Origin of the sequence: Mycobacterium sp. 1465703.0 (assembly GCF_001672975.1) — a bacterium.
Lineage (GTDB): Bacteria > Actinomycetota > Actinomycetes > Mycobacteriales > Mycobacteriaceae > Mycobacterium.
On the sequence record NZ_LZKU01000256.1, the window covers coordinates 47,439 to 72,082 of the forward strand.

Genomic DNA, 24,644 nt, shown 5'->3' on the forward strand with positions numbered 1-24,644 from the left:
AAATCAGAACGACGAGTATTGCGCTAATTGCAAAGAACATAGCGTGACGGTCCATTATTAAGGAACCGACAAAAGGCGTGATTGACATGGCCTTGCGGCGTTAGCGCCGCTGCGAGGTCGAGACCATCGACTGGCGATGCGGTTTGCGCCACGATATGCCAGCATTTGGAGAGTGAACGCACGCCGATTCGGTCGCTTGCTGGGCGCTGCGGTGCTAGCGCCCTGTGCGACGCTGCTGAGCCCGGCTCTTTTCGCGACCGCGGCGCCCTGCCCCGACGTCGAGGTGACATTTGCCCGCGCCACCGGCGAGCCACCCGGCATCGGCGGGGTCGGACAGGCATTCACCAATTCGTTGCGCTCCCAACTAGGGGGACGGTCCCTCGGGGTCTACGCGGTCAATTACCCGGCCGACGAAGATTTCGCCCCATCAGCGTCCGCCGGCGCCGGCGACGCGCACGCTCACGTTCAGTCCATGGTGGCGAACTGCCCCAGCACCAAACTGGTACTTGGTGGATATTCCCAGGGCGCGATGGTGATAGATCTGATCACCATCGCCCAAGCGCCGGTCGCCGGCTTGATGCCTCAAATATTGACCGCGGACGAAGCGGACCACGTCGCGGCCCTGGCCCTGTTCGGGAATCCGTCGGCCAGATATCTTGGGGCGCCGGTAAGCGTGGTCAGCCCGTGGTACGGGGCGAAGGCGATTGACTTGTGCGCTGCTGGCGATCCGGTGTGCACCCCGGGCGGCCCGCTCGCGCTGCCTACCCACGATGAGATGTTCTCGGCGCCGCACCTGTCCTACCAGCAGTCCGGGATGCCCAGTCAGGCCGCCACATTCGTGGCCGGCCGTCTCTAATTGCTAGCTGAGTTCTTTCATGAACTCGCGTGCCAGCGGCCCCGCCGACGCGGGATTCTGGCCCGTGAAAAGGTTGCGGTCCTTGACCGTATAGGGCTTCCACATCTCGCCGCGGGAGAACTCGACGCCCATCTTCACCAGCTCGTCCTCAGCGGTCCAGCGGGCTTTTTCGCGCAGCCCCACGGCATCCTCTTCGTCGTTGGTGAAGGCCGTGACCCGGTAACCCGCAAAGGGCGAAACGCCGTTTCGACGGGTTGCCATCATGGCCACCGGTGCGTGACAGACGATCGCCAGCGGCTTGCCGGATGCGAGAGCTGCGATCAGCAGCCGGCCGGAGTCGGCGTCCTGCCACAGGTCCTCCATCGGGCCGTGCCCGCCCGGATAGTAGACGGCGTCATAGTCCTCGAGGCGGGCATCGGCCAGTTCGATCGGCCGGCGCAACTCCTCGGCGGATCGAAGGATGTCTTCCAGCTCTCGGGCGATCTTTTCACTTCCGGCCATCGACGGACGCAGGCTCATCACATCGACATGCGGCACAACGCCTTTCGGTGTGGCCACCACGACCTCGTGACCGGCGCCGGTGAGCTCGCGATACGGCGCCGCGAACTCCTCAGCCCAGTAGCCCGTCGGATGTCTGGTGCCGTCCTTGAGGGTCCAATAGCTTGCGCCCGTCACCGCAAACAGCACCTTCGCCATCACTTCTCTCCCGCTCGGCAGGGTTTGGTGCGTTTAAGCCTCACCCCATCCAATGGCCAGGTCAACCGCCATGCGCGGCCTGTTCCGTACCGGGGATGGTGGCGACGTTCGCCATGACCGAAACGTGCTGTGAGAGTTCAGACCACGGCCACGGCGAAGGGCGACCGTTACATGCGTCACGAATCCGGTAGCGCATCCGCTAGCAGATTCGGGCGTCACTCTATGGTGACCGGACGGTGACCGAGTGACTGTTGTGGCCGCCGGGGAATCAGCGCGCAAGTCAATACCATTTGGACCATTTTTTGCCAATTTCCATACCGCGCGGCTGACGGGCAAAGCTAACCGGCAAAGTCAAAGTATTGTCAAAAGTCTGTTGACGCACCATTCTGGGAACAGCGTGTCAAAACGAGCAGATGGCGCTCGCGGGGAGATCATTACTTGGAGCGTCTTCTCTTCGAGGGGTTGGCGATATATGGCGTCGAATGACTGGCAGCCGGTGGTGCGCGTCGGGGAGCCGAAGTTCATAGCTGGCGTTGGCAATCGAATCAAGGTTGTAGTCAAAACAAGGGGCTGGTTAAGCCGCGACTGGCGTTGTTACTTCGGATCGCAGGTATCGCAGCAACAGCTCGACGCCCGGTACTCTTCCTATCCGTGCTGGGACGAAGTCCAGCGCATCGAGGGCTCCTGCGCAGAGCACGACGCGGAGCGATACATCGAAATGCTCGACGCCGCAATCCATTACGCCAACACTAAGCTGCGTAGCGACGCGCTGCCCAGGGCCGATCTGCAGGGTGCGCGCATCGGGCGGCGAGGATGCGCGGTGCGTGAGCGCCAGGCCGAACTCGATGAGCTAGCGAAGAAGTTAGCGAAACCCGAGCTGTAACAAATCGCGCACATTTCGATGGCTCAATCGAAGCCGCACTTGATAAGAACACCGTCCTATGCGGCTGCGACTTGAGCAGGCGTTGCGCCAGCTCGACTTGGGGTTTTGGGCAATGAGGCCGAATGCGACAGTCACGGTCTCGATAAATCCAACATTACTTGTAGATTTTGATTTCGGTCGCACGACTGCGCAAAGCTTCTGGAGTTTGCGCAACAGCCTCCAAGGCACTTGAGGCGGCCCCGTTAATAACGTTCAGTAATCGAAACGAGCCAATAAGATGCGTCGCCAGTGTGAATGCCCACTGTGTAATACGGCTCGCGCTCATCGCGCTCGCACCGGCCGCCCCGGTCTGGAAGCCGCGAAGTAGTCTTACCTCGCCCGTGACGCTGCCGCCGGTGAAGTCAGGTGGATTCACAGCCAATACCCGAAGCCGGAGGTGCCCGATGGCCCAGTCCGAACACATCTTGCTCGACGTCACCAACCGCGTCGCGATCATCACCATCAACGATCCCGATCGGCGCAACGCGATAACCGCCGAGTCGTCGAGACGGCTGCGCGAGGCTGTCGACCTTGTTGAAGCCGATCCCAATGTGCATGCGCTCGTGGTCACGGGAGCCGGCAAGGCGTTCTGCGCCGGCGCCGATCTCAGTGCCCTGGGCGCCGCGGGCGGCGGAGCGGCCGAGGCGGGCCTGCAGCAGCTGTACGACGGCTTCATGGCGGTCGGCAGTTGCCGGCTGCCCACCATTGCCGCAGTCAACGGCGCGGCGGTGGGCGCGGGTCTGAATCTGGCCCTGGCGGCCGACGTGCGCATCGCCGGACCCGCCGCCGTGTTCGACGCGCGATTCCAGAAGTTGGGGCTGCACCCCGGCGGGGGTGCGACGTGGATGTTCCAGCGGGCGGTCGGGCCGCAGGTCGCCCGGGCCGCCCTGCTGTTCGGTATGCGCTTCGACGCCGAGGCCGCCGTGCGGCACGGCTTGGCGCTGAGCATCGCCGACGATCCTGTCGCCGCGGCGCTGGAGCTGGCCGCGGGCCCGGCGTCGGCTCCACGGGAAGTGGTCCTGGCCACCAAGGCAACCATGCGCGCCACCGTCAGCCCGGGGGCACTGGACAACGAGCAGCACCAGAAAGCCATGCGCGCCGAGCTCGGGCCGCAGTCCCACTCCATCCAATCACCAGAATTCGCACAGCGATTGGCCGCAGCACAACGCAGGTAAGTTAGCCCTGGCGCCGCCGCAGTCCTGACCCGTAGCTCACAAGTCGAGCAGCGCGGTTTCGGGTGACTCCATGAGATACCTGAGCTCGCAGATGAATTGCGATGCTTGCGCACCGTCGACGATGCGGTGATCGAACACACAGGTCAGCGACATCGTCGGGCGCACCACGATCTCGGCACCACGGGCGACGGGCCGCGGCTTGATCGCTCCCATACCGAGAATGGCTGCCTCGGGATGGTTGATCACCGGCACACCGTCGTCCACACCCAGCGCCCCGAAATTCGTCACGGTGAACGTGGAACCCCGTAGCTCCCCGGGCCCCAGCTTGCCCGCGCGCGCAGCGGCGATCAATTCGGCCGCCCGGCCGGCCAATTCACGGGTCGTCTTGCTGTGGGCGTCGGCGATGACCGGGACGAGCAACCCTCGTTCGGTGGCGGCGGCGATGCCCAGGTGCACACGATGATCGACGCGCACCTGTGGCCCCTGTGGCGAGTCGAGCCACGTCGCGTTCAACATTTCGTTGTGACGTAACGCGATGACCAGCAACCGCAACGTCAGCACGAAGGGCGTGATGTTCTCCTCCGCCGCACGCAACCGGTCGGCCAGCCGCAACAGCTCGGCGCAGTCGACCTCGACCCCGACCTTCGCCGCCGGAATCTCCTTGTGCGACAACGCCATTTTCTCCGCCATCCGGGCCTGCACACCCTGGACCGAGCGGACGTCGGCGCCGTTTCCGTTCCCGCGAGTCGCCGCCAGCACATCCTCGCGGGTGATGATGGCGCCGGTGTGCTGCACCGAGCCGAGGTCGACCCTCAGCTCCTTGGCCAGCTTGCGCACCGGCGGGGCGGCCAGCGGACGGGTGGTGCGCCGGCTGGTGTCGATGCCGGAGTCCGCGCCATAGCCGACGAGTGTGGGCGGCGCCGGTTCGGCCGCTTCCGGGCGATCACCGTCGCCCGGCGCGGTGTCGATCTTCAACAGCACCGCCCCGACGTCGAGCACATCACCTTCGGCGCCGTTCAATTCGGCGATCCGCCCAGCATATGGGCTGGGAATCTCCACCTCCGCCTTCGCGGTCTCCACCGTGCACACCACCTGGTTGAGCTCGACGTCGTCGCCCACCGCGACGTTCCACTGAGTCACCGTGACTTCTTCCAGTCCCTCGCCGAGATCGGGAACCCGAAATGACTTGATCCGCTCGTCACTCATGGCTGGTCCAAGACCCGCTCGACGCAATCCAGTAGCCTGTCGGGACCGGGCAGCCACCACTTCTCCAGCCGGGCCGGCGGGTACGGGGTGTCAAACCCGCACGCGCGCAACACCGGCGCCTCCAGCTCGTAGAACAACTCCTCTTGTATTCGGGCGGCCAGGCCCGCTCCGTACCCCAGGCTCCGCGGGCCCTCATGCATCACCACACAGCGTCCGGTCCGGTGGATCGACGATGCGACGGTGTCGAAGTCCAGCGGCACCAGTGACCGCAGATCGATGACCTCCAGGCTCCAATCGCGTTGCCGCTGAGCCTCTTCGGCGGCACCGAGCGCGGTGCTGACCAAGCTGCCGTAGGTCACGACGGTCACGTCGGTGCCCGGCCGGCGCACCGTCGCCTGCCCGATCGGTGGTTCCGGCCGAGTGACGTCGACCATCCCGCGGCCCTGGTATCGGCGCTTGGGCTCCAAATACATCACCGGGTCCGGGCAGCTGATCGCATGGCGCAACAGCCAGTACGCGTCGGCCGGGGTGGACGGCACCACCACCTTCAAGCCGGCGGTGTGTGCCCAGTATGCCTCGGTGGAATCCGAATGATGTTCGGCGGCACCGATTCCGCCGAACGACGGGATGCGGACCGTCACCGGCATGTTGACTTCGCCGCGGGTTCGGGTGCGGTACTTCGCCAGATGGCTGACCACCTGATCGAACGCCGGGTAGGAGAACCCGTCGAATTGGATCTCGGGTACCGGCACGAAGCCGCGCAGTGCCAGGCCCACCGCGATCCCGACAATGGCGGACTCCGCGAGTGGAGTGTCAAAACAGCGGTTCTCGCCGAACGCCTCGGCCAGTCCTTCGGTGACCCGGAACACTCCTCCCTCGACCGACACGTCCTCGCCGAACACCAGCACCCGTTCGTCGGCGGCCATCGCATCGTGCAGCGCGCGGTTGAGTGCTTGCACCATGGTCCACGACTGGGTGCCCAGCGCGACGTCTTCTACTGCCGCGGTGAGTGTTTCGTCGTGGCCGGCTGGACGGTCAGCAAGCTGAGTCATGGACGCCTTTCAATCACTTCGGTCGAGTTCGGCCCGTAGCTGTTGACGCTGCGCCTGCAGGCCCGGCGTGATTTCGGCATACACCGAGGTGAACACCTCGTCGATGTCGAAATCGGGCGCGTCGAACACCGCGTCGCGCAATTCGGCACGCATCCGCTTCGCGCGGCCGGCGACCCGTTCCGCCAATCGTTGCGACCACAGACCCTGGCCTTCCAGATAGCTGCGGTACCGCTCGATCGGGTCCAGCGCCGCCCAGTGCTCGACTTCGTCTTGCGTCCGGTAACGGCTCGGGTCATCGGACGTGGTGTGCGGGCCCAAGCGGTAGGTGACCGCCTCGATCAAGATCGGGCCGCCGCCGGCCCGAGCCCGGGCGGCGGCCTGGGCAGTCACCGCATAACAGGCCAGGACATCGTTGCCGTCCACCCGGATTCCCGGCATCCCATAGCCGATCGCCTTGTGCGCCAACGACGGTGCGGCAGTCTGCTTGGAGATCGGCATCGAGATCGCCCACTGGTTGTTCTGCACGAAAAAGACACAGGGCGTGGTGAACACGGCCGCGAAGTTCAGCGCCTCGTGCACGTCTCCCACGCTGGTGGCCCCATCGCCGAGAAAGGCCATCGTCACCGAATCTTCGCCAAGGCGTTGAGCGGCCATCGCCGCGCCCACTGCATGCAGGGTTTGGGTACCGATCGGAATCGACAGCGGGGCGCAACACTTCTTCGTGAAATCCAGACCTCCATGCCAGGTTCCGCGCCACACCGCGCCCACATGTCCGGGCGGTATGCCGCGCACCAAAAACGCGCCAAGTTCCCGATATTGGGGAAACAACCAGTCCGTCTTACGCAGGCACGCCGCCGCGCCGACCTGAGCGGCCTCCTGGCCGCGGCAGGACGCGAACAGCGCCAACTCGCCTTGCCGCTTGAGGTTGACGAATTCGCCGTCCAGTTCCCGGGTGACCACCATCATCTCGTAGAGCCAGCTCAGCGTCTCTGCGGGAAGCTCACGGCTGTACCGACGTTCGGACGTGGGTGAGCCATCGGGGGCGACAAGCTGCACCGGCTCAAGATCAACAGTCATCGGCACCGAAGACATCTGCGCCACACCGCCTCCCTTGCCGGGGTGCCGCGTGGCCCTTTGCGCCACAGCGGGTCCCGGCAAACGGTCAGCCGAGACCTACCGCGAGCTGAAGTCGATCGCCAGCTACACGAAAGGCTTCGCTCGCCGCGACACTGACGTACTTTCCATTATGCGCTCAAACGAGAAGAGACCGTGTTGATCGCAACGACGCCGGAACGTGTCGCGCTCTGATGCGCCGGCAAAACGTCAGCCGGGGACGGCTTCGCCCGCCCTGCGCAATGTCATTTGCGCGTGCTTGAGCACCGGCGAGTCGACCATCTGGCCTTCGAACGCGAAAACCCCGCGTTCGGAGCGCGCCGCGGTCAACACCCGTCGCGCCCAGTCCAGCCTCTCCTCACTCGGGCGATACGCCTCGCGTACCACCGGGATCTGGCTCGGATGGATGCAAACCGTGCCGGCGAAACCCAGCGCGACGGCGTCTTCGGCCTCGTCCCGCAGGCCGTCGAGATCCCGGATATCGAGATGCACCGCGTCGAGCGCAACGCGGCCGAAGGTAGACGCCGTGAGCAGGGCCGTCGACCGCACGTGATGGGCGACATCCCGGTACGTGCCATCGGCCCTGCGGCTGGAGCTGCCGCCGAGCGCGGCGACCAGGTCCTCGGCGCCCCACATCAGCGCCACCGTGCCCGGTGCCGCCGCGATTTCGGTGGCGAACACCGCGCCGCGCGGCGTCTCGAGCAGCGCGATCACGTCGCGTGGCGCCAGCGCCGTCACCTGCTCGGCCGATTCCGTCTTGGACAGCATCACCGTGGTGTAGGCGGTTCCGGCCAAGGCTTCGAGGTCGCGGGGATATTCCGCGGTATCGGCCGCATTGACCCGCACCACGGTGCGCTCCGGGTCCAGCGGTGTCTCCTGCAGCGCCTTGCGGGCCGCGGGCTTATCCGCCTCGGCCACGCCGTCTTCCAGGTCGAGGATCACCACGTCGGCGGCCGCGGCGGCCTTGGCGAACCGCTCGGGACGGTCAGCGGGGCAAAACAGCCATCCGGGTCCGGCGGCTTGCAGGTTCACTTGGTCTCCTGGTTGTTCGGGCGCTTCTGCACCAGCGTCGTGCGCACGGCGCGCGCCACGACCTCACCGTGTTGATTGCGTCCGGTGTGCTCAAGGGTGACGATGCCCTCGCCGGGCCGGCTCTTCGATTCGCGCTTGCCCGTGCACACCGTTTCCGCGTACAGGGTGTCTCCGTGGAAGACGGGCTTGGGGAAGGACACCTCGGAGAAACCCAGGTTGGCCACGATGGTGCCGAGCGTCAGCTGCGACACCGACAGTCCCACCACGGTGGACAGGGTGAACATGGAGTTCACCAGCCGCTCGCCCCGAAAGCCGGGCTGCTCGGCGGCCCAGGCCGCGTCCAGGTGCAGCGACTGGGTGTTCATGGTCAGCGTGGTGAACAAGACGTTGTCGGCCTCGGTGACCGTACGGCCGGGCCGGTGCAGGTACGTGGTGCCGATCTCGTATTCCTCAAACCACAAGCCCCGCTGGACAACCGACTTGCCGCCTTGGTCGGTCACGAGAGCCCCAGCGATCGCGCGATCAGCATCAATTGCACCTCCGTGGTTCCTTCACCGATTTCGAGAATCTTGCTGTCGCGGTAGTGACGCGCGACCGGATACTCGTTCATGAAGCCGTAGCCGCCGTGGATTTGGGTTGCATCGCGGGCGTTGTCCATGGCCGCTTCCGACGCGATCATCTTCGCGATCGCCGCCTCCTTCTTGAAGGGCTTGCCCGCCAACATCTTTGCCGCCGCATCGTAGTACGCCGTGCGGGCCGCGTGGGCACGCGCCTCCATTCGCGCGATCTTGAAGCTGATCGCCTGGTAGGCGCCGATCGGCTGGCCGAAAGCCTGCCGCTCCTTGGCGTACTTGACGCTTTCGTCGACGCAGCCCTGCGCCGCCCCGGTTGCCAGCGCGGCGATCGCGATGCGGCCCTCGTCCAGGATGGACAAGAAGCCCGAGTAGCCGGTGCCCCGGGCGCCCAACAAGTTCTCCGCCGGGACACGGGCGTCGTCGAAGCTCAGCGGGTGAGTGTCCGACGCGTTCCAGCCGACCTTGCTGTACACCGGTTCGACGGTGAATCCTGGTGTGCCGCTGGGCACGATGATCGACGAGATCTCCTTTTTGCCGTCCGCGTTGGTTCCGGTGACGGCGGTGACGGTGACCAATGAGGTGATATCGGTGCCGGAGTTGGTGATGAACTGCTTGCTGCCGTTGATCACCCATTCGCCGTTGTCGAGGCGGGCGGTAGTGCGGGTGCCGCCGGCATCCGAGCCCGCTCCGGGCTCGGTCAGGCCGAACCCGGCGAGCGCCCGGCCAGCCGTCAAGTCCGGCAGCCACTTCTGCTTCTGCTCTTCGGTGCCGAACCGGTAGATGGGCATCGCCCCTAGGCTGGCACCGGCCTCCAGCGTGATCGCCACCGACTGGTCGACCTTGCCGAGCTCCTCGAGCGCCAGCGACAACGCGAAGTAGTCGCCGCCCATGCCGCCGTACTCCTCGGGGAACGGCAATCCGAACAGGCCCATCTCCCCCATCTTGGCGACGACCTCGTACGGGAAGCTGTGCTCCTCATCGTGTTTGGCCGACACCGGGGTGACCACGGTGCGTGCGAACTCGGCGACGGTGTCGCGAAGATCCTGATATTCCTTGGGTAACGTCCCCGCGGTGATGGATGTGGTCATGACGCGTCCTTACTCGAATCGGCTGCCGCACTAGATTCCTCGGGCACCAGCCGGGCCAGCACCTGATCCACCGTGACCTGATCACCAACGGAGACCAGCACCTCCACCTGTCCGGAAACCAGTGCGGCGAGCGAATGTTCCATTTTCATCGCCTCGACGACGACGACCACGTCACCTTCGGAAACGTCGTCGCCCGAGGATGCCTGAACCGCGATCACGCTGCCGGGCATCGGACTGACGATCTCGGCCCGCTGCGCTCCCGCGGCGCGGTGGATTTTGTTCTCCTCGGCCTCGCGCAGGTGCCAGGTCCCTCGCTCGTCGGCGATCCACAGGTGCCGGTCGGCTTCGGCCCACCGGTACTCGCGGCGCAGACCGTCCAGCGTCACGGTCATCCGGCTACGCGCGACTTGAACTGCGGCGCATTGCGTTTCGCCCCCGCCGACCTGCACGGTGGCCGCCTCGGGCAGCCCCCACACCGACACCGTCTCACTGCGCAGCGGGGTACGCATGTCGGTGCGCACCGGGGCCGGAGTGCCACCGACCCGCCATCCGGTCGGCGCCGCCCAGGGACTGTCCGCGAAGCGGCGGGCCCGGAAAGCCAACGCCGATTGCCGATAGAGTCCGGCCGCCGCGAGCACGTCGTCCGGGGCCGGCAGCGGCGCGAAGTCCGCCACCCGCTCATCCAGCAGCGCGGTGTCCAGATCGCCGGCGCGCACCCGCTCGTCGGCGAGCAGGAACCGGAGGAATTCGATGTTGGTCTGGACACCCAGGATGGCGGTTCGGCTCAGCGCCCGGTCGAGTTTGGCCAGCGCCTCGTCGCGGTCGGTTCCGTGGGCGATCACCTTGCTCAGCATCGGGTCGTAGTCGCTGCCGACCAGCGTGCCCGTCAGTAGCGAGGAGTCGACCCGCACTCCGTCACCGGAGGGCTCGGAAACCTGCAGCACCCGCCCGCCGGTCGGCAGGAATCCCCGCGCCGGGTCTTCGGCGTACACCCGGGCCTCGATCGCGTGCCCGCGCAGTTCGATGTCGTCCTGCGCGATCGTCAGCTTTTCGCCGGCGGCTACCCGCACCTGCCACTCGACGAGGTCCAGCCCGGTAACCGCTTCGGTGACCGGATGCTCAACCTGCAGACGGGTATTCATTTCCATGAAGAAGAACTCATCCGGCCGGTCGGCCGAGACGATGAATTCGACGGTGCCCGCGCCGACATAGTCGACGCTGCGCGCGGTGTTGCAGGCGGCCGCCCCGATACGGGCCCGCGTCGCTTCATCGAGCAACGGCGACGGCGCCTCCTCGATGACCTTTTGATGGCGGCGCTGCAGGCTGCACTCGCGCTCGCCGAGGTGCACGATGTTGCCGTGCGTGTCGGCGAGCACTTGCACCTCGATATGCCTGGGCCGCAGAACGAATCGTTCGATAAAAAGGGTGTCGTCGCCGAAGGACGAAGCGGCCTCGCGGCGCGCCCCCGCCAGTGCCTCGCGCAGCCTGGCCGGGTCTTCCACCAGGCGCATGCCCTTGCCGCCACCGCCTGCCGACGGCTTGATCAACACCGGGTACCCGACCTCGTCTGCGGCGGTGGCCAATTCGTCGTCGCTCAGCCCGGGCTTGGCCACACCCGGCACCACCGGGACGTCGAAGGAGGCGACCGCGTTCTTGGCGGTGATCTTGTCGCCCATCACCTGTATCGCCTGTGCCGGCGGCCCCAGGAAGACCACCCCCGCCCGCTCGCAGGCGGAAGCGAAATCGGCGTTCTCGGACAGGAATCCGTATCCGGGGTGGATCGCTTGGGATCCGGTGCGCACGGCCGCCTCGACGACCTTGTCGATGTTCAGGTAGCTCTCGCGTGCCGCGGCGGGACCTAGCCGCACCGCTTCGTCGGCCTCCTGCACGTGCCGCGCACCCTCGTCGGGATCGCTGTAGACGGCGACCGAGCGGATGCCCAGCCGGCGCAAGGTTCGGATCACCCGCACCGCGATCTCGCCGCGGTTGGCCACTAATACGGTCTCGAACACTGCACTCACATCCGGAAGACGCCGTAGGAGACGGGTTCCAGCGGCGCCTGGGCGCACACCGAAAGAGCAAGCCCGACAAATGTTCTGGTGTCAGCTGGATCGATGATGCCGTCGTCCCAGAGACGAGCCGTGGAGTAGTAGGGGTTGCCCTGAGTCTCGTACTGTTCGCGGATCGGCGCCTTGAATGCCTCTTCCTCCTCGGGCGACCACGGTTTGCCCGCACCGGCGAGTTGCTCGCCGCGCACGGTGGCGAGCACCGATGCGGCCTGTTCGCCGCCCATCACCGAGATACGCGCGTTGGGCCACATCCACAGGAAGCGCGGCGAGTAGGCCCGGCCGCACATCGAATAGTTGCCCGCGCCGTAGGATCCGCCGATCACGACGGTCAGCTTGGGCACCCGGGCGCAGGCGACGGCGGTGACCATTTTGGCGCCGTGCTTGGCGATGCCACCGGCCTCGTAGTCACGGCCGACCATGAAGCCGGCGATATTCTGCAAGAACAGCAGCGGGATCTTGCGCTTGTCGCACAGCTCGATGAAATGTGCACCCTTCAAAGCGGATTCACTGAAAAGCACGCCGTTGTTGGCCACGATGCCGACCGGATGGCCGTGAATATGGGCGAAAGCGGTCACCAGCGTTTTGCCGTAGTTGGCCTTGAATTCGCTGACTTCGCCGCCGTCCACCAGCCGCAGAATGACCTCGTGCACGTCATAGGGCACCCGCGGGTCGGGCGGCACCACGTCATAAAGCTCGGCCTGTGCGCAGGTGGGCGGCAACGGGGATCGGACGTCCCACGGGCTGGGCTGACGCGGACCGAAGGTGGCCGCGATCGCGCGGACGATCCGCAAGGCGTGTTCGTCGTCGTCGGCGAGATGGTCGGTGACACCGGAGATCCGGGAGTGCAGGTCGCCGCCGCCGAGGTCTTCGGCCGACACGATCTCGCCGGTCGCCGCCTTGACCAAGGGCGGGCCACCCAGAAAGATGGTGCCCTGCTCGCGGACGATGACGGCCTCATCGCTCATCGCTGGCACGTAGGCGCCGCCCGCAGTGCACGACCCCAGCACCGCGGCCACTTGCGGAATTTCCTTGGCGCTCATGGTCGCCTGGTTGTAGAAGATGCGGCCGAAATGGTCACGGTCGGGGAAGACTTCGTCTTGCCGCGGCAAGAAGGCGCCCCCGGAGTCCACCAGGTAGATGCACGGCAGCCGATTCTGCAGCGCCACCTCTTGGGCGCGCAGGTGCTTTTTCACCGTCATCGGGTAATAGGTGCCGCCCTTGACGGTCGCGTCGTTGGCGACGATCACGCACTCGCGCTCCGACACCCGGCCGACGCCGGTGATGATCCCGGCTCCCGGCGACTCGTCGTCGTACATGCCGTTGGCGGCCAGCGGTGAGAGCTCCAAAAACGGACTACCCGGGTCCAGTAGCCGGTCCACCCGTTCGCGCGGCAACAACTTGCCGCGGCTGACGTGGCGTTCGCGCGCGCGCTCGTTGCCGCCCAGCGCCGCCGACGCCAGCTTGGCGTTCAACTCGCCGACCAGCCGGCGGTGTTCGTCGGCGAACGACGCCTCGGCCTTCGCGGGCGAGGTCATCACCTTGTCCATCGCCGCAGCAGCCTCCTTGCCGTCGTGCGGTCCGGGTTTTGAGTTAATGCTCATTAACTCAAGGGGTGAGAATACCACCGGGCGCACCGTTGCGTCCAGGGATACCCGAACTGAGTTAATTGCGAATAACTCGTGCTAGGTTAGGACGATCACCGAGCCGGAGGTTTCGTTATGGCCGTGTCCGCCTCCGAGGGTCAGGCCGGTCCCGTCGACACCCCAAATCGCCGGAGCCAGTTGAAGTCCGACCGCCGCTTACAGCTGCTGTCGGCCGCTGAGCGGCTGTTCGCCGAACGGGGATTCCTGGCCGTGCGGCTGGAAGACATCGGTGCAGCGGCGGGTGTCAGCGGTCCGGCCATCTACCGGCACTTCCCCAACAAAGAGTCACTACTGGTCGAATTGCTGGTGGGGATCAGCACCCGGCTGCTCGCCGGCGCCCGGCAGGTGCAGACGGCAAGCTCGGATGCGGCCACCGCGCTGGACGGGCTGATCGACTTCCATCTGGACTTCGTGTTGAACGAACCCGACCTGATCCGCATCCAAGATCGTGACCTGGCGTACTTGCCGGAGGCCGCCGAAAAGCAGGTGCGCAGATCGCAGCGCCAATACGTCGAGGTCTGGGTGGGAGTGCTGCGGCAGCTGAACCCCGAACTGGCCGAGGCCGATGCCCGGCTCGCCGCGCACGCCGTGTTCGGTCTGCTGAATTCGACGCCGCACAGCATGAAGTCCCCCGACGCCTCACGCAGCAAGACGGTCCGCGCGGCGCGGTCGCGGACGGTGCTGCGGGCGATGACGGTCGCGGCCCTCGCGGCGGTTAACCAGTACCCCTGAGCTGCCCGTCGTAAGGTGAGTCAGGGATTTAACAACGAGTCCAGGTACCCTGCAAGCCATGAGGTGGACATGAACGATTCACGTCCCACCGAGCGGTTTAGTACGTCGCAGCCGGGGCAGCAGCAGCCGAGGTATTCGCCGTCCGCTGATCCCGCCTACGCCGACCAGACGCCCTACGCGCCGCGCTACGGCGGAACGACATCGCCCTGGGCGCCCACGGCAAACGAGACGAGTACGACAAAGCCGCTGCCGGCGTACTGGCAGCAGGATGTTCCTCCGTCGGGCGAGCTGCCGTCGCAGGGGATGGCTCCCCCACCGCCGGGTGGCTCGAAATCGCCGCGATGGTTGTGGATCGGCGCCGGCGCAGCGGTACTGCTGGTCGTCGCCTTGGTGATCGCGCTGGTGCTCGCGAACGACGCGATCAAGACTCAGACCGCCGTCCCGCCGTTGCCTGCGATGCCGGAGCCGAGTCCGGAGACCCCGACGACGACGTCGCCGCATCGATCGCCGTCACTCATCCCGGCCCCGATACCGCCGACCAGCGGCCTCGAACCGCCCACCGAGACGACCAGCCCGGCGGCAATGCAGACCGTCGTCTACACCGTCTCGGGTGAAGGCCGCGCGATCAGCATCATGTATATCGACACCGGCGGCCTGGTCCAGACCGAATTCAACGTCGCGCTGCCCTGGAGCAAAGAGGTCAGCCTGTTGAAGTCGGGTGGGCACTCGGCCAATGTCACGATCGTCAACATCGGTCATCCCGTGACCTGCACGCTCACCATCGACGGGGTTCAGGTCAGCAAACGCGTCGGCGGCGGCCTGACGATATGCGACGCCCGCGGCTAAGTCGTCAGCGCGCTACGAAGGCTCGGGCGCGGGTTCGGTTACCGCTCCGCCGCGCAGCGGAACTCGGACCACCAGCATGGCCACCAGCCCGGCGATCAACACCAGCGAGATCCCGCCCAGGCCGGCCCGCACAGCGCCGAAGACGTCGACGAATACCGAGAACAGCCACGGCGCCACGAAAGCCACGGCTCGTCCGGTCATCGTGTAGAGGCCGAACGCGACCCCTTCCCTGCCGTTCTTGGCCATCTGCAGCAGCAATGCCCGCGACGACGACTGCGACGGCCCGATGAACATGCACAGCAGCAGCCCGCACACCCAAAAGGCCACCGGCCCGGACAACACCATCAAGGTCAGTCCCAGCACGACGATCGCGAACAGTGACGCCACGATGACGGGCTTGGATCCGATGCGATGGTCGACAAACCCGCCCAGCACCGCGCCCACCGCGGCGACCACACTGGCCGCCACCCCGAAGATCAGCACGTTGGCCTGCGAGATGCCGTAGACGTTGACACCGAGCACCGCGCCGAACGCAAATATCGCCGCCAGCCCATCCCGGAACAGCGCACTGGCGAACAGGAAATACACCAGGTTGCGGTCACGCCGCCATTCGGCGGTGATTTCCGTCCACAGTTTGCGATAACCACCCAGCATGCTGGTCGGCCGATACACCTCTGACGACTCGGTCAGCCGCTGTGCGACGAACAGCAAGGGCAGCGCCAGCACCGCAAACCAGATCGCTGCCACCACCATCGCCTCACGCACATAGAGGCCGTCCTGCAAGGGAACTCGCAGCAGCCCGCGTGTCGCGTTGGGCCCGCTGCCCGATCCGGAAATGAACCCGGTGTAGATCACCAGCAACAGCAGAACGCTTCCCAGATAACCGGCTGCCCAGCCGAGTCCGGAGATCCGGCCGGCCGTCTGCGGCGTCGAGAGCTGACGCAGCATGGCGTTGTACGGGACGCTGGCCAGGTCGCCGCAGGCGGCGGTCGCCCCCAGCAGCACCAGCCCGGCCCACAGGTAGCCGGGGCTATCGCGGATGAAGAACATCAGGCAGGTCAGCGTCACCGCTGCGGCGGTCAGCACGCTCAGCGCCACCCGCCTGCGATGCGGTGACTCCACCCACACCCCGACGGCGGGCGCGAGCACCGCGACGGTCAGCCCGGCGACCGCCGCCGCCCGGCCCAACCAGCTCGCCGGTGTGGTCGCGCCGGGTATGCCCACCCCAACGCTGCTGGTCAGGTAGACGGCGAAGACGAACGTCGCCACGATCGCGTTCAGTCCGGTCGAGCCGCAGTCCCAGAGCGCCCACGCCAGCACGCGCGAACGCACCGGCGTGGCGGAAGTCGACTCCGGCTGGCTCATGCCCGGCACTCTATAGGCGCCCGCGATCGGCTGCGGGCCGTGCTTCACCGGCTGTCTACGATTGGCGCATGCCGATACCCGCTCCAAGCCCCGAGGCGCGCGCCGTTGTCACCGGAGCTTCGCAGAACATCGGTGAAGCGCTCGCCACCGAACTCGCCGCACGCGGACACAACCTGATCATCACCGCCCGCCGCGAAGACCTGCTCAAAGATTTGGCCGCTCGCCTGACCGACAAGTACGGCGTCACCGTCGACGTGCGTCCGGCCGACTTGGCCGACCCGGGGGAACGCGCGAAGCTGTGCGACGAGCTGGCCGCCCGCCCCATCTCGATCCTGTGCGCCAATGCGGGCACCGCAACCTTCGGTCCGGTCGCCACCCTCGACCCGGCCGGCGAAAAGGCTCAGCTGCAGCTGAATGTCCTAGGGGTGCACGACCTTACGTTGGCGGTGCTGCCCGGAATGGTCGAGCGTAAGTCCGGCGGCATCCTGATCTCCGGTTCGGCTGCGGGCAATTCGCCGATTCCCTACAACGCCACCTATGCGGCCACCAAGGCGTTCGCGAATACGTTCAGCGAATCGTTGCGCGGCGAGCTTCGCGGATCCGGCGTCAATGTGACGCTGTTGGCACCGGGCCCGGTACGCACCGATCTGCCCGACGACACCGAGGCGTCGATCGTCGAGCGGCTGGTGCCGGATTTCCTGTGGATCTCGACCGAGCACACCGCGCGAGTATCGCTGGACGCGTTGGCGCGCAACAAGATGCGCGTGGTACCGGGTCTGACGTCGAAGGCCATGTCGGTGGCCAGCGGGTACGGACCCCGCGCCATTGTGGCACCCATCGTGGGCGCCTTCTACAAGAAACTCGGCGGCGGGTAGCCGCTACTTGCGGCGTCGGCCGGTACCGAAGAAGCCTTTCACCGCTTCGCGTATCGCGGTGTTGATGCCGCTCTTGACGGTCGGGTTCTGCAGGACTTCCTCCCACATGGAGGGGCCTTTCGACGCCGCCGGCTCTGCGGGTTCCGGCATCGGCGGAACCGGCTCATTCGACGGGACCGGCGGGTAGTCGGACTGCGCTTGCGGCGGCTGCGGCCCGGGTTGGCCTTGCGGGGCGGGCTGAGGCTGTGCCGGCTGGGAAACCGTCTGACCGTATTTCGCCTGCAGTGGACTGTCTTTCGCCGCGGCCGCGATCGCGTCGGTGCCGATCGAGGCCATCAGCGAACGCGGCACCCGCATCCGGGTCCACGCGACCGGCGTCGGCGCGCCCTTCTCCGACAACACGGTGACGACGGCTTCACCGATCCCCAGCGACGTTAGCGCCGACTCCAGGTCGTACACATCGGTTTTCGGATAGGTGCGCACCGTCTTGCTCAGCGCCTTCTGGTCGTCGGGCGTGAAAGCCCGCAGCGCATGCTGAATTCGCGCGCCCAGCTGGGACAGGACGTCATTGGGGATGTCCGTCGGCAACTGGGTGCAGAAGAACACACCGACGCCCTTCGACCGGATCAGCTTGACGGTCTGTTCGACCTGTTCGAGGAAGGCCTTGGACGCATCGGCGAACAACAGGTGCGCCTCGTCGAAGAAGAAGACCAGCTTGGGTTTGTCGATGTCGCCGACCTCGGGCAGTTTGGTGTACAGGTCGGCGAGCAGCCACATCAGGAAGGTCGAGAAGATGACGGGACGCACCGACTGACCGGTGAACTCCAGCAGCGAGATGATGCCCTGGCCGTGGTCGTTGGCGCGTAGCAGATCGTTCGGGTCGAGCTTGGGCTCACCGAAGAACGTGTCGCCGCCTTCGGCATCGAGGTTCACCAGCGCTCGCAGGATCACGCCCGCCGTCGTCGCCGACACCCCGCCAAGGGATTTCAGGTCTTCCTTGCCCGCGTCGCTGGTCAGATAGCCGATGACGCCGCGCAGATCGTCGGTGGTGACCAACCTGCGGTTTCGATCCTTTGCCCAATGGAAGATCAGCCCCAACGTCGATTCTTGGGTGGCATTGAGCCCCAACACTTTTGACAAGAGCACTGGGCCGAAGCTGTCGACGGTTGCGCGTATCGGCACACCGATTCCCTCGGTACCCAACGACAAGAACTCCACCGAAAATCCGGTGCCCTGCCAGTCGTCACCGGTGTCTTTGGCCCGCGCGGCCGTCTTTTCGTTGGCCTCCCCCGGTTTGGAGAGCCCGGACAGATCGCCCTTCACGTCGGCCATCAGCACGGGTACACCCGCGGCACTGAGCTGCTCGGCGATCAGTTGCAGCGTCTTGGTCTTGCCGGTTCCGGTGGCCCCGGCCACCAGGCCGTGCCTGTTGATGGTGGCCAGCGGGATACGGATCTGCGCGGCCGGATCGGCCGCACCGTCGATGACGACGGTGCCCAATTCCAGTGCCTGGCCACCGACGGCATACCCATCAGCGATCTGCCTCGCGGCCGTGGCCGCTGAATCGGTGCTCATCGTGCTGCGCCCCTCTTCCCCAGTGATTCGGCATGCAGTTCGACAACGCTCACCCTACTTCTCCAGCGGATACGGGGGCGAGCACCGGCGTTGGCGTCAGTTGGGCCCGCTCTGATGGTGGCGACCCGCCGCGCCCGCCTCCGCCGCACTTGCGATCGCCACCGGTCTGATGGTGGCAACCCGCCGCGCCCGGCTCCGCCGCACTTGCGATCGCCACCGGTCTGATGATGGCAACCCGCCGCGCCCGCCTCCGCCGCACTTGCGATCGCCACTAGTCTGAGCGCTGTGCGAGACGAATTGGTGTGGATCGACTGCGAGATGACCGGGCTTGATCTGGGTTCGGACAAGTTGATTGAGATCGCGGCGCTGGTCACCGACGCCGATTTGAACGTTCTCGGCGAGGGAGTCGACGTGGTGATCCATGCCGATGATGCCGCGCTCTCCGCGATGGGCGACGTGGTCACCGAGATGCACTCGCGCTCGGGGCTGACCGACGAGGTGAGGGCCTCCACCGTCGACCTGGCGACCGCCGAGGCGATGGTTCTGGATTACATCCGCGAACACGTCAAGCAACCCAAGACGGCGCCGCTGGCCGGAAATTCCATTGCCACCGACCGCGCCTTCATCATGCGCGACATGCCCACCCTGGACTCGTACCTGCATTACCGCATGATCGATGTGAGTTCGATCAAGGAGCTCTGCCGGCGCTGGTACCCGCGGATCTACTTCGGTCAGCCGGTCAAAGGACTGGCCCACCGCGCGCTGGCCGATATTCATGAATCCATCCGCGAGCTGCAGTTCTACCGCCAAACCGCGTTCGTCTCGCCGCCGGGCCCGCCTACCAGCGAAATCGAGGCGGTGGTCGCCGCCCTTGACGGCGGAAAAGACGCACCGGGAGCAAGTGATTCGGCCAGCGCGCCGCCAACCGGCTAGTATCGACAGTCGCCGCTCGTTGACCGTCATCGTGCGAGGGTCGGCTTGCGGCCGTGGTGGGTGTAGTTCAGTTGGTAGAGCGTCAGGTTGTGATCCTGAATGTCGCGGGTTCGAGTCCCGTCACTCACCCCACAGGCCAGGGAGCGTTACCGCTCCCTGGCCTTTATGGTGTTAGCGACTCTGCGCAACGGCGATGCACGGTGAGTGGAAAGTAGTGAACAGACAGCGTCCCGACCGGCCCAGACCATCCCGGATTCCTCACCTCCGGGGTGCTGCGGACGTCCTGCGGCGAGGGGCGCTGCCGGCGGCCATCGCGGGGATCGGGCTCTTTCTGGCGGGCTGCGGCGGATCGAGTCACACCACGACGACCGTCATGTCGACGCTGCCGGCGGAAACCAAAACGGTGACCAAGACCGTCGCCCCGCCACCCCCGCCGGGGCCCAAGACTTCCATCGAGAACAACGGCACCTTCATCGTCAACAAGGACATTGCGGCGGGCACCTATCGCACCGAGGGCGGCAAATACGGGTGCTATTGGGCGAGGCTGCGCAGCTTCGACACCAACGACATCATCGACAACAACGTCGGCGATGGCCCTGAAGTGGTCCGGATCTTGCCGACCGATGCCGCGTTCATGACCAGAAACTGCGGGATCTGGCACAAGATCGACTGACCGACCCCAGGGTCAGGTGATGGCGTTGCCCGCTTTCCACTGTGCCCAAGGGATGTTCCAGTCGCCCAGCCCCTCGATCCCCGGCAGCGTCGGCCCGACCGTGTGCACGACCTCGACGATGTCACCGCTCTTGCTGTGGTCGTAGAACCACTCGGCGTTGCTGGGGCTGACGTTGAGACAGCCATGGCTGGTATTGGTGTGGCCTTGGGCGCCCACCGACCACGGCGCCGAGTGCACAAAGACGCCGCTGTACGACATCTGTGTGGCCCAGTCGACTTCGGTGCGATATCCGTTGGGCGAGTTGACCGGAACGCCGTAGGTCGAGGAATCCATGATGATGTGCTTGAACCGTGCGCCGATGATGTAGACGCCGTTGGCCGTTGGGGTGCTGTCCTTGCCCATCGACGTCGGCATGGTCCTGACGACTTCACCGTTGACCCGCACGGTCACCGTCTTCGTGGTGTCATCGGCCGTCGAGATCACCTGGTCGCCAATGGTGAAGTGGGTCTTGACGTTGTCCTCGCCGAACATCCCGTCGCCCAGGTCCACCCCGTAGGTGTTGACGGCCACGTCGATGGTCGTCCCTGACTTCCAGAAATGCTCTGGCCGCCAACGTACTTCGCGATTGTTCAGCCAGTAGAACGCACCCTCTACCGGAGGGTTGGTGGTGATGTTGATGGCCTTCTGGGCTGCCGCCCGGTCCGCGATGTTCTCATCGAAGCGGATCGCCACAGGCTCACCGATGCCCACCACATCGCCGTCGGCAGGGCTGACGTAGGGCATGGTCAGGTGGGCCGGTGAACTGGTCTGGAATGTCATCTGCTTGTTGGCCGCGCCGCCCAGGCCGGTCGCCTTCGCGTTCAGCGTGTAACGCCGGTTGTACCCGAGTTGCTCGGTGGTCGACCAACGCAGTCCGTCCGGACTGAGTTGGCCACTGATCGACCTGCCGTTTTCGTTGACCATGGTGACCGACGCGAGCACGCCGTCGGCGACGCTCACCGTGACCGGCGCATCCACCGTCACACCGACGGCGCCGTCCGTCACCGAGGAGGTGAGCTTGGGGACCAGCAGGTCGGCGAACGGAGTGCCCTTGTCGAAAATGACCTTCGCCGGCGCCGCTGCCGGGTTGCCATTACACGCCACGGCACACACAGCAACCGGAATTACCGCGGCGACCAGCCACGATCGTCGTTTTCGCAAAGGCATCATCCAGTGACCTTCCAATACAATTCTCTAGATGGTCACCGCTGACCAGCGAGGTAGCTGGGGGAATTCTAATGGCTTTTGCCGACAGCCAAGGCCGATACGGCGCCGGGCGGCCGTTCGGTGTCACCACTGCAATGAATTCGTCATTCCAGCGGCACTGCGCACGCCGGCTACGCCGGTAGGCCGGCCTCGTCATGCTGCTCCGCCTCGACCCTGTCGCGGGCGGTGACGGCCTCGATGCGGGCAAGTTTGACGATCGCCGCCGTCATCACCAGCGCTGCCGCCACCAGGAGGGTCATCCGGCCGCGCCCCACATCCAGCGTCTCGCCGAGGACGACGACGCCGAGTACCGCCGCCACCACCGGCTGCGACATCTGCAAGGTCGGCATCGACGCGGTCAGCGGGCCGGCCCGAAACGCTGCCTGGCTCCACACCACACCACCCAGCGCGACCAGAATGCAGGCGTAGAGCTCCGGGGTCCGAATGACCGCGCCCGCGCCGTCGCCGAGTCGGGCAACCACCTCTTTGGCGAGAACCGCGAAAACCCCCCACAACGACCCCGACGCGAAGGCGAACAGCGCCGCGGCCGCCGCGCCACCCCAGATGCGGCCGGCCACTATGCAGGCGGCCAACAGCGGCCCGAGAACGACGGCCACCGCGGCCCACGTTCGAAGTGATGCGCCCGGATGACCGGCCTGCGGATCGCCGACGATCACGACCACCACCACCGCAGCGGTCAGCAAGGCGGCCCACCCCCATTCGCCACCGGTCACGGTGCCGTGCGAAAACCTGGCATTGATGGGCAACGCGAACAGCACCGAACACATCAGCAGCGCCTGCACCAGCAGCACCGAACCCTGACCCAGCGCGGCCGCCTGTAATCCGATGCTCGCCACTAACAACACCGTGCCCCACCACCACCGCTGATTGCGGAGCAGGCTGGCGAACAATTCGACGTTTCCCATCGACCTGTCGGTGATGCAGTGCGCCGCCCGCTGCTGCAGGACGTCGCCCATGGCGACGCACAGCGCAGAACTCAGCGCCAGCACTGCGGCGATGTGCACATGGGTGGTCATAAGGGTTCTCCGTCGAGGTACGGCATCGCAGGCACGGCGTTATCCGAAAGTCATTGTGTGAGAAGGCATCACGATGTATCCGCCTCGATCGGGCGCTGCCGGGCGGGCCACCTTCTGATCAACGGCAGCGGCATTTTCCGCGAGTCGCGGGCCCAGCGGCGCCGCCCCACGGCAATCTCGCCGTCTTCACCGGTCACGGACCGGTCGCGCAACCAGACCAACGGCTGGGGCGCCCACCACGTCCAGCGCCCCATCAGGTGAATGAAAGCCGGCACCAGCACCATTCGGACCAAGGTGGCGTCGACGAGGACACCGAGCGTCAGTCCCAACCCGAGCATCCGCATGAACGACACATGCGCCGGAATCAATGCAGCGAACGAAATCGACATCACCACGGCGGCGGTGGTGACCACCCGGCCGATGCCGGCAATGCCCAGCGCCGTGCTCTCGTCGGTATCGGCACGCGCCGCGGCCGCGGTCGGTGGCGTTTCCCGGATGGCCTGCGAGGCCAGCCAGTACTCGTGGATCCGTGACACCAGGAACACCTCGTAGTCCATGGCCAGCCCAAAAGCGATGCAGAACAACAACACTGGGATGTTTGCGTTGAGTGTTCCGTTGGGCGTGGTGCCCAGCGCGCCGAGGTTGCCGTCCTGGAATATCCACACCATCGCACCGAATGCCGCCGTCAATGACAGCACATTGCAGACCAGCGCCTGCAGCGGCAGCACCGCGCTGCCGGTGAGCAAGAAGAGCAGCATGAAGGTGATCAGCGCGATCAGCCCGAATACCATCGGCAGTCGCTCGGTGATCGCATTAACGCTGTCCCTGTTGATCTGGGCCAGCCCGGTCATCTGCACCAACCGCCCGGCCGGCCCGTCGACCTGGTGCAGTCGATCGAGCTGGGTGTTGGAGGCCTGCGAATACAGCGGCGCGGTGCTGCCCACGGTGAGGAATGCGGCGCCGTCGGCCATGCCGGTGGCCGCGGCGGGCGGCCCCACTCGGTTTCCGGCCACGAACGTCCCGGTCGGTGCGGTGACCGCGGACACGTCGGGGACACGGGACAGGTCTGCGGCGTACCGCTCCAGCTCGCCGGGCGTCACACCGTGGCCATCTGGGACCACGACGGACACCGAGTTGCCCAATCCGCTGGCGAAATCGTTGTCCAGCATGTCGGCGACCTGGCGCGCCGACGCCGACCGAGGGAGCACGCGTTCGTCGGGGAAGCCCCACTTGACCCCCAGAAACGGCACTCCCAGCAACAGCAGCAGCGCGACGACGCTCAAACCGACCGGTACGGCACGGCGCAACACGAACTTGGTCGACCGGTACCAGAACTGCTCCTGCAGCGGCTGGTGCGCGTGATCGCGGAACGACCGCTGCCCGTGCAGAACCCGATGTATCACTCGACGGGCGTCCAGCGTGTTCAACCGTGGCCCCAGCAGCACAATTGCGGCCGGGGTCACCATCACGGCCGCGATCGCGACGATGACCGCGGTGGCCACGATCGTGTAGGCCGACGACTTCAGGAAGTACATCGGGAACAGCGCCATCACCCCCATCGACAACCCGACGGTGGTGGCCGAAAACAGCACCGTCCGGCCGGCGGTGGCCATGGTGCGATACAACGCCCGATCCCGGTCCTCCGTCCGCGCCAGCTCTTCGCGGTAGCGGGTGATGATCAGCAGGTTGTAATCGATCGCCAGGGCGAGCCCCATGGCGATGCTGAGGTCCAGCGCGTAGGCCGATACATCGGTGACAGCGCTGATCAGCCGCAGTACCGACATGGTGCAGACAATGGCCAATGCGCCCAGGACAATGGGCAGCGCCGCCGCTACAACTCCGCCGAGCACCCAGACCAGTACCGCGAAGCTGAGCGGAATCGCGATGGACTCCATCAACAGCAGGTCTCGTTGGTTCTGCTGATTGATCTGCGCAT

The 24,644-nt window shown here is 65.9% G+C and carries 23 protein-coding genes and 1 tRNA gene; 9 read left to right on the plus strand and 15 right to left on the minus strand.

The window, feature by feature from the left end; all coding sequences use genetic code 11:
- Positions 1-172 precede the first annotated feature (172 nt).
- Positions 173-856, plus strand: coding sequence for a cutinase family protein (locus tag A5625_RS24200; protein ID WP_232003808.1), 684 nt, complete (start codon positions 173-175; stop codon positions 854-856).
- 3 nt (positions 857-859) lie between these two features.
- Here A5625_RS24200 and A5625_RS24205 read toward each other — a convergent pair whose 3' ends face one another.
- Positions 860-1,552, minus strand: coding sequence for a type 1 glutamine amidotransferase domain-containing protein (locus A5625_RS24205; protein ID WP_197516214.1), 693 nt, complete (start codon positions 1,550-1,552; stop codon positions 860-862).
- A 472-nt stretch (positions 1,553-2,024) separates the two neighbouring features.
- On the opposite strand from A5625_RS24205, the gene A5625_RS24210 reads away from it, so the two are divergent.
- The gene (locus A5625_RS24210; protein ID WP_067000177.1) at positions 2,025-2,435 is read left to right on the plus strand and encodes a hypothetical protein; all 411 of its coding nucleotides are present in this window, start codon (positions 2,025-2,027) and stop codon (positions 2,433-2,435) included.
- A 154-nt stretch (positions 2,436-2,589) separates the two neighbouring features.
- On the opposite strand, the gene A5625_RS29340 is transcribed toward A5625_RS24210, so the two are convergent.
- A complete protein-coding gene (locus tag A5625_RS29340; RefSeq protein ID WP_156748513.1) occupies positions 2,590-2,850 on the minus strand; it encodes a hypothetical protein in 261 nt (86 codons plus the stop codon).
- Positions 2,851-2,878: 28 nt separating this feature from the next.
- Between A5625_RS29340 and A5625_RS24215 the strand changes: the two genes are divergently transcribed.
- Positions 2,879-3,649 (plus strand): enoyl-CoA hydratase, encoded by a 771-nt coding sequence (locus A5625_RS24215; protein ID WP_067000180.1) that lies wholly within the window; start codon positions 2,879-2,881, stop codon positions 3,647-3,649.
- A gap of 36 nt (positions 3,650-3,685) precedes the next feature.
- Here A5625_RS24215 and A5625_RS24220 read toward each other — a convergent pair whose 3' ends face one another.
- From A5625_RS24220 to A5625_RS24255, 8 genes are all read right to left on the minus strand, one after another.
- Positions 3,686-4,855, minus strand: a complete 1,170-nt coding sequence (locus A5625_RS24220; RefSeq protein WP_067000183.1) for a dihydrolipoamide acetyltransferase family protein — start codon at positions 4,853-4,855, stop codon at positions 3,686-3,688.
- Entirely contained in the window at positions 4,852-5,907 is a 1,056-nt protein-coding gene (gene bkdB, locus A5625_RS24225) for a 3-methyl-2-oxobutanoate dehydrogenase subunit beta (RefSeq protein WP_067000186.1), read from the minus strand. The genes A5625_RS24220 and bkdB overlap by 4 nt, the downstream gene beginning before the upstream one ends.
- A 9-nt stretch (positions 5,908-5,916) precedes the next feature.
- Positions 5,917-6,999: a pyruvate dehydrogenase (acetyl-transferring) E1 component subunit alpha gene (gene pdhA, locus A5625_RS24230; RefSeq protein ID WP_197516215.1), complete on the minus strand. Its 1,083-nt coding sequence runs from the start codon at positions 6,997-6,999 to the stop codon at positions 5,917-5,919.
- 231 nt (positions 7,000-7,230) lie between these two features.
- A complete protein-coding gene (locus tag A5625_RS24235) occupies positions 7,231-8,052 on the minus strand; it encodes a CoA ester lyase (protein ID WP_067000189.1) in 822 nt (273 codons plus the stop codon).
- Positions 8,049-8,552, minus strand: coding sequence for a MaoC family dehydratase (locus A5625_RS24240; protein WP_067000193.1), 504 nt, complete (start codon positions 8,550-8,552; stop codon positions 8,049-8,051). Before A5625_RS24240 ends, A5625_RS24235 begins: the two co-directional genes overlap by 4 nt.
- Positions 8,549-9,715: an acyl-CoA dehydrogenase family protein gene (locus A5625_RS24245; RefSeq protein WP_067000196.1), complete on the minus strand. Its 1,167-nt coding sequence runs from the start codon at positions 9,713-9,715 to the stop codon at positions 8,549-8,551. The genes A5625_RS24240 and A5625_RS24245 overlap by 4 nt, the downstream gene beginning before the upstream one ends.
- A complete protein-coding gene (locus A5625_RS24250) occupies positions 9,712-11,727 on the minus strand; it encodes an acetyl/propionyl/methylcrotonyl-CoA carboxylase subunit alpha (RefSeq protein WP_067000237.1) in 2,016 nt (671 codons plus the stop codon). The genes A5625_RS24245 and A5625_RS24250 overlap by 4 nt, the downstream gene beginning before the upstream one ends.
- 5 nt (positions 11,728-11,732) lie before the next feature.
- Positions 11,733-13,319, minus strand: a complete 1,587-nt coding sequence (locus A5625_RS24255) for a carboxyl transferase domain-containing protein (protein ID WP_067000240.1) — start codon at positions 13,317-13,319, stop codon at positions 11,733-11,735.
- 183 nt (positions 13,320-13,502) lie between these two features.
- Between A5625_RS24255 and A5625_RS24260 the strand changes: the two genes are divergently transcribed.
- Both A5625_RS24260 and A5625_RS24265 read left to right on the plus strand, forming a co-directional pair.
- Positions 13,503-14,159 (plus strand): TetR/AcrR family transcriptional regulator, encoded by a 657-nt coding sequence (locus A5625_RS24260; RefSeq protein ID WP_067000199.1) that lies wholly within the window; start codon positions 13,503-13,505, stop codon positions 14,157-14,159.
- 63 nt (positions 14,160-14,222) lie between these two features.
- A complete protein-coding gene (locus A5625_RS24265) occupies positions 14,223-15,005 on the plus strand; it encodes an MmpS family transport accessory protein (RefSeq protein WP_067000201.1) in 783 nt (260 codons plus the stop codon).
- Positions 15,006-15,017: 12 nt separating this feature from the next.
- Here A5625_RS24265 and A5625_RS24270 read toward each other — a convergent pair whose 3' ends face one another.
- Positions 15,018-16,370, minus strand: coding sequence for an MFS transporter (locus A5625_RS24270; RefSeq protein ID WP_067000243.1), 1,353 nt, complete (start codon positions 16,368-16,370; stop codon positions 15,018-15,020).
- A gap of 68 nt (positions 16,371-16,438) precedes the next feature.
- Between A5625_RS24270 and cmrA the strand changes: the two genes are divergently transcribed.
- Positions 16,439-17,245 (plus strand): mycolate reductase, encoded by an 807-nt coding sequence (gene cmrA, locus A5625_RS24275; RefSeq protein WP_067000204.1) that lies wholly within the window; start codon positions 16,439-16,441, stop codon positions 17,243-17,245.
- A 3-nt stretch (positions 17,246-17,248) separates the two neighbouring features.
- On the opposite strand, the gene A5625_RS24280 is transcribed toward cmrA, so the two are convergent.
- Entirely contained in the window at positions 17,249-18,820 is a 1,572-nt protein-coding gene (locus tag A5625_RS24280) for a helicase HerA-like domain-containing protein (RefSeq protein ID WP_067000207.1), read from the minus strand.
- Positions 18,821-19,105: 285 nt separating this feature from the next.
- Between A5625_RS24280 and orn the strand changes: the two genes are divergently transcribed.
- From orn to A5625_RS24295, 3 genes are all read left to right on the plus strand, one after another.
- A complete protein-coding gene (gene orn / locus A5625_RS24285) occupies positions 19,106-19,753 on the plus strand; it encodes an oligoribonuclease (RefSeq protein ID WP_067000210.1) in 648 nt (215 codons plus the stop codon).
- A 56-nt stretch (positions 19,754-19,809) separates the two neighbouring features.
- A tRNA-His gene (locus A5625_RS24290) sits at positions 19,810-19,885 on the plus strand.
- A gap of 199 nt (positions 19,886-20,084) precedes the next feature.
- Positions 20,085-20,426: a hypothetical protein gene (locus A5625_RS24295; protein WP_369830042.1), complete on the plus strand. Its 342-nt coding sequence runs from the start codon at positions 20,085-20,087 to the stop codon at positions 20,424-20,426.
- A gap of 12 nt (positions 20,427-20,438) precedes the next feature.
- Here the strand turns inward: A5625_RS24295 and A5625_RS24300 are convergent, their stop codons facing one another.
- The 3 genes from A5625_RS24300 to A5625_RS24310 form a co-directional block, all read right to left on the minus strand.
- Positions 20,439-21,635, minus strand: coding sequence for an Ig-like domain-containing protein (locus A5625_RS24300; protein ID WP_067000213.1), 1,197 nt, complete (start codon positions 21,633-21,635; stop codon positions 20,439-20,441).
- A 167-nt stretch (positions 21,636-21,802) separates the two neighbouring features.
- Complete coding sequence (locus A5625_RS24305; RefSeq protein WP_067000216.1) at positions 21,803-22,708, minus strand: DMT family transporter; 906 nt, start codon at positions 22,706-22,708, stop codon at positions 21,803-21,805.
- 68 nt (positions 22,709-22,776) lie between these two features.
- The coding region (locus A5625_RS24310) for an MMPL family transporter (RefSeq protein WP_067000219.1) at positions 22,777-24,644 on the minus strand (1,868 nt) is incomplete at its 5' end.

Coding starts and splice junctions, on each gene's coding strand:
- A5625_RS24205 (WP_197516214.1), bottom strand. CDS start 1,552: ATGGCGAAGGTGCTGTTTGCGGTGACGGGCGCAAGCTATTGGACCCTC.
- A5625_RS24210 (WP_067000177.1), top strand. CDS start 2,025: ATGGCGTCGAATGACTGGCAGCCGGTGGTGCGCGTCGGGGAGCCGAAG.
- A5625_RS24215 (WP_067000180.1), top strand. CDS start 2,879: ATGGCCCAGTCCGAACACATCTTGCTCGACGTCACCAACCGCGTCGCG.
- A5625_RS24220 (WP_067000183.1), bottom strand. CDS start 4,855: ATGAGTGACGAGCGGATCAAGTCATTTCGGGTTCCCGATCTCGGCGAG.
- bkdB (WP_067000186.1), bottom strand. CDS start 5,907: ATGACTCAGCTTGCTGACCGTCCAGCCGGCCACGACGAAACACTCACC.
- pdhA (WP_197516215.1), bottom strand. CDS start 6,999: ATGTCTTCGGTGCCGATGACTGTTGATCTTGAGCCGGTGCAGCTTGTC.
- A5625_RS24245 (WP_067000196.1), bottom strand. CDS start 9,715: ATGACCACATCCATCACCGCGGGGACGTTACCCAAGGAATATCAGGAT.
- A5625_RS24255 (WP_067000240.1), bottom strand. CDS start 13,319: ATGACCTCGCCCGCGAAGGCCGAGGCGTCGTTCGCCGACGAACACCGC.
- A5625_RS24260 (WP_067000199.1), top strand. CDS start 13,503: ATGGCCGTGTCCGCCTCCGAGGGTCAGGCCGGTCCCGTCGACACCCCA.
- A5625_RS24270 (WP_067000243.1), bottom strand. CDS start 16,370: ATGAGCCAGCCGGAGTCGACTTCCGCCACGCCGGTGCGTTCGCGCGTG.
- cmrA (WP_067000204.1), top strand. CDS start 16,439: ATGCCGATACCCGCTCCAAGCCCCGAGGCGCGCGCCGTTGTCACCGGA.
- A5625_RS24280 (WP_067000207.1), bottom strand. CDS start 18,820: ATGAGCACCGATTCAGCGGCCACGGCCGCGAGGCAGATCGCTGATGGG.
- A5625_RS24300 (WP_067000213.1), bottom strand. CDS start 21,635: ATGATGCCTTTGCGAAAACGACGATCGTGGCTGGTCGCCGCGGTAATT.
- A5625_RS24305 (WP_067000216.1), bottom strand. CDS start 22,708: ATGACCACCCATGTGCACATCGCCGCAGTGCTGGCGCTGAGTTCTGCG.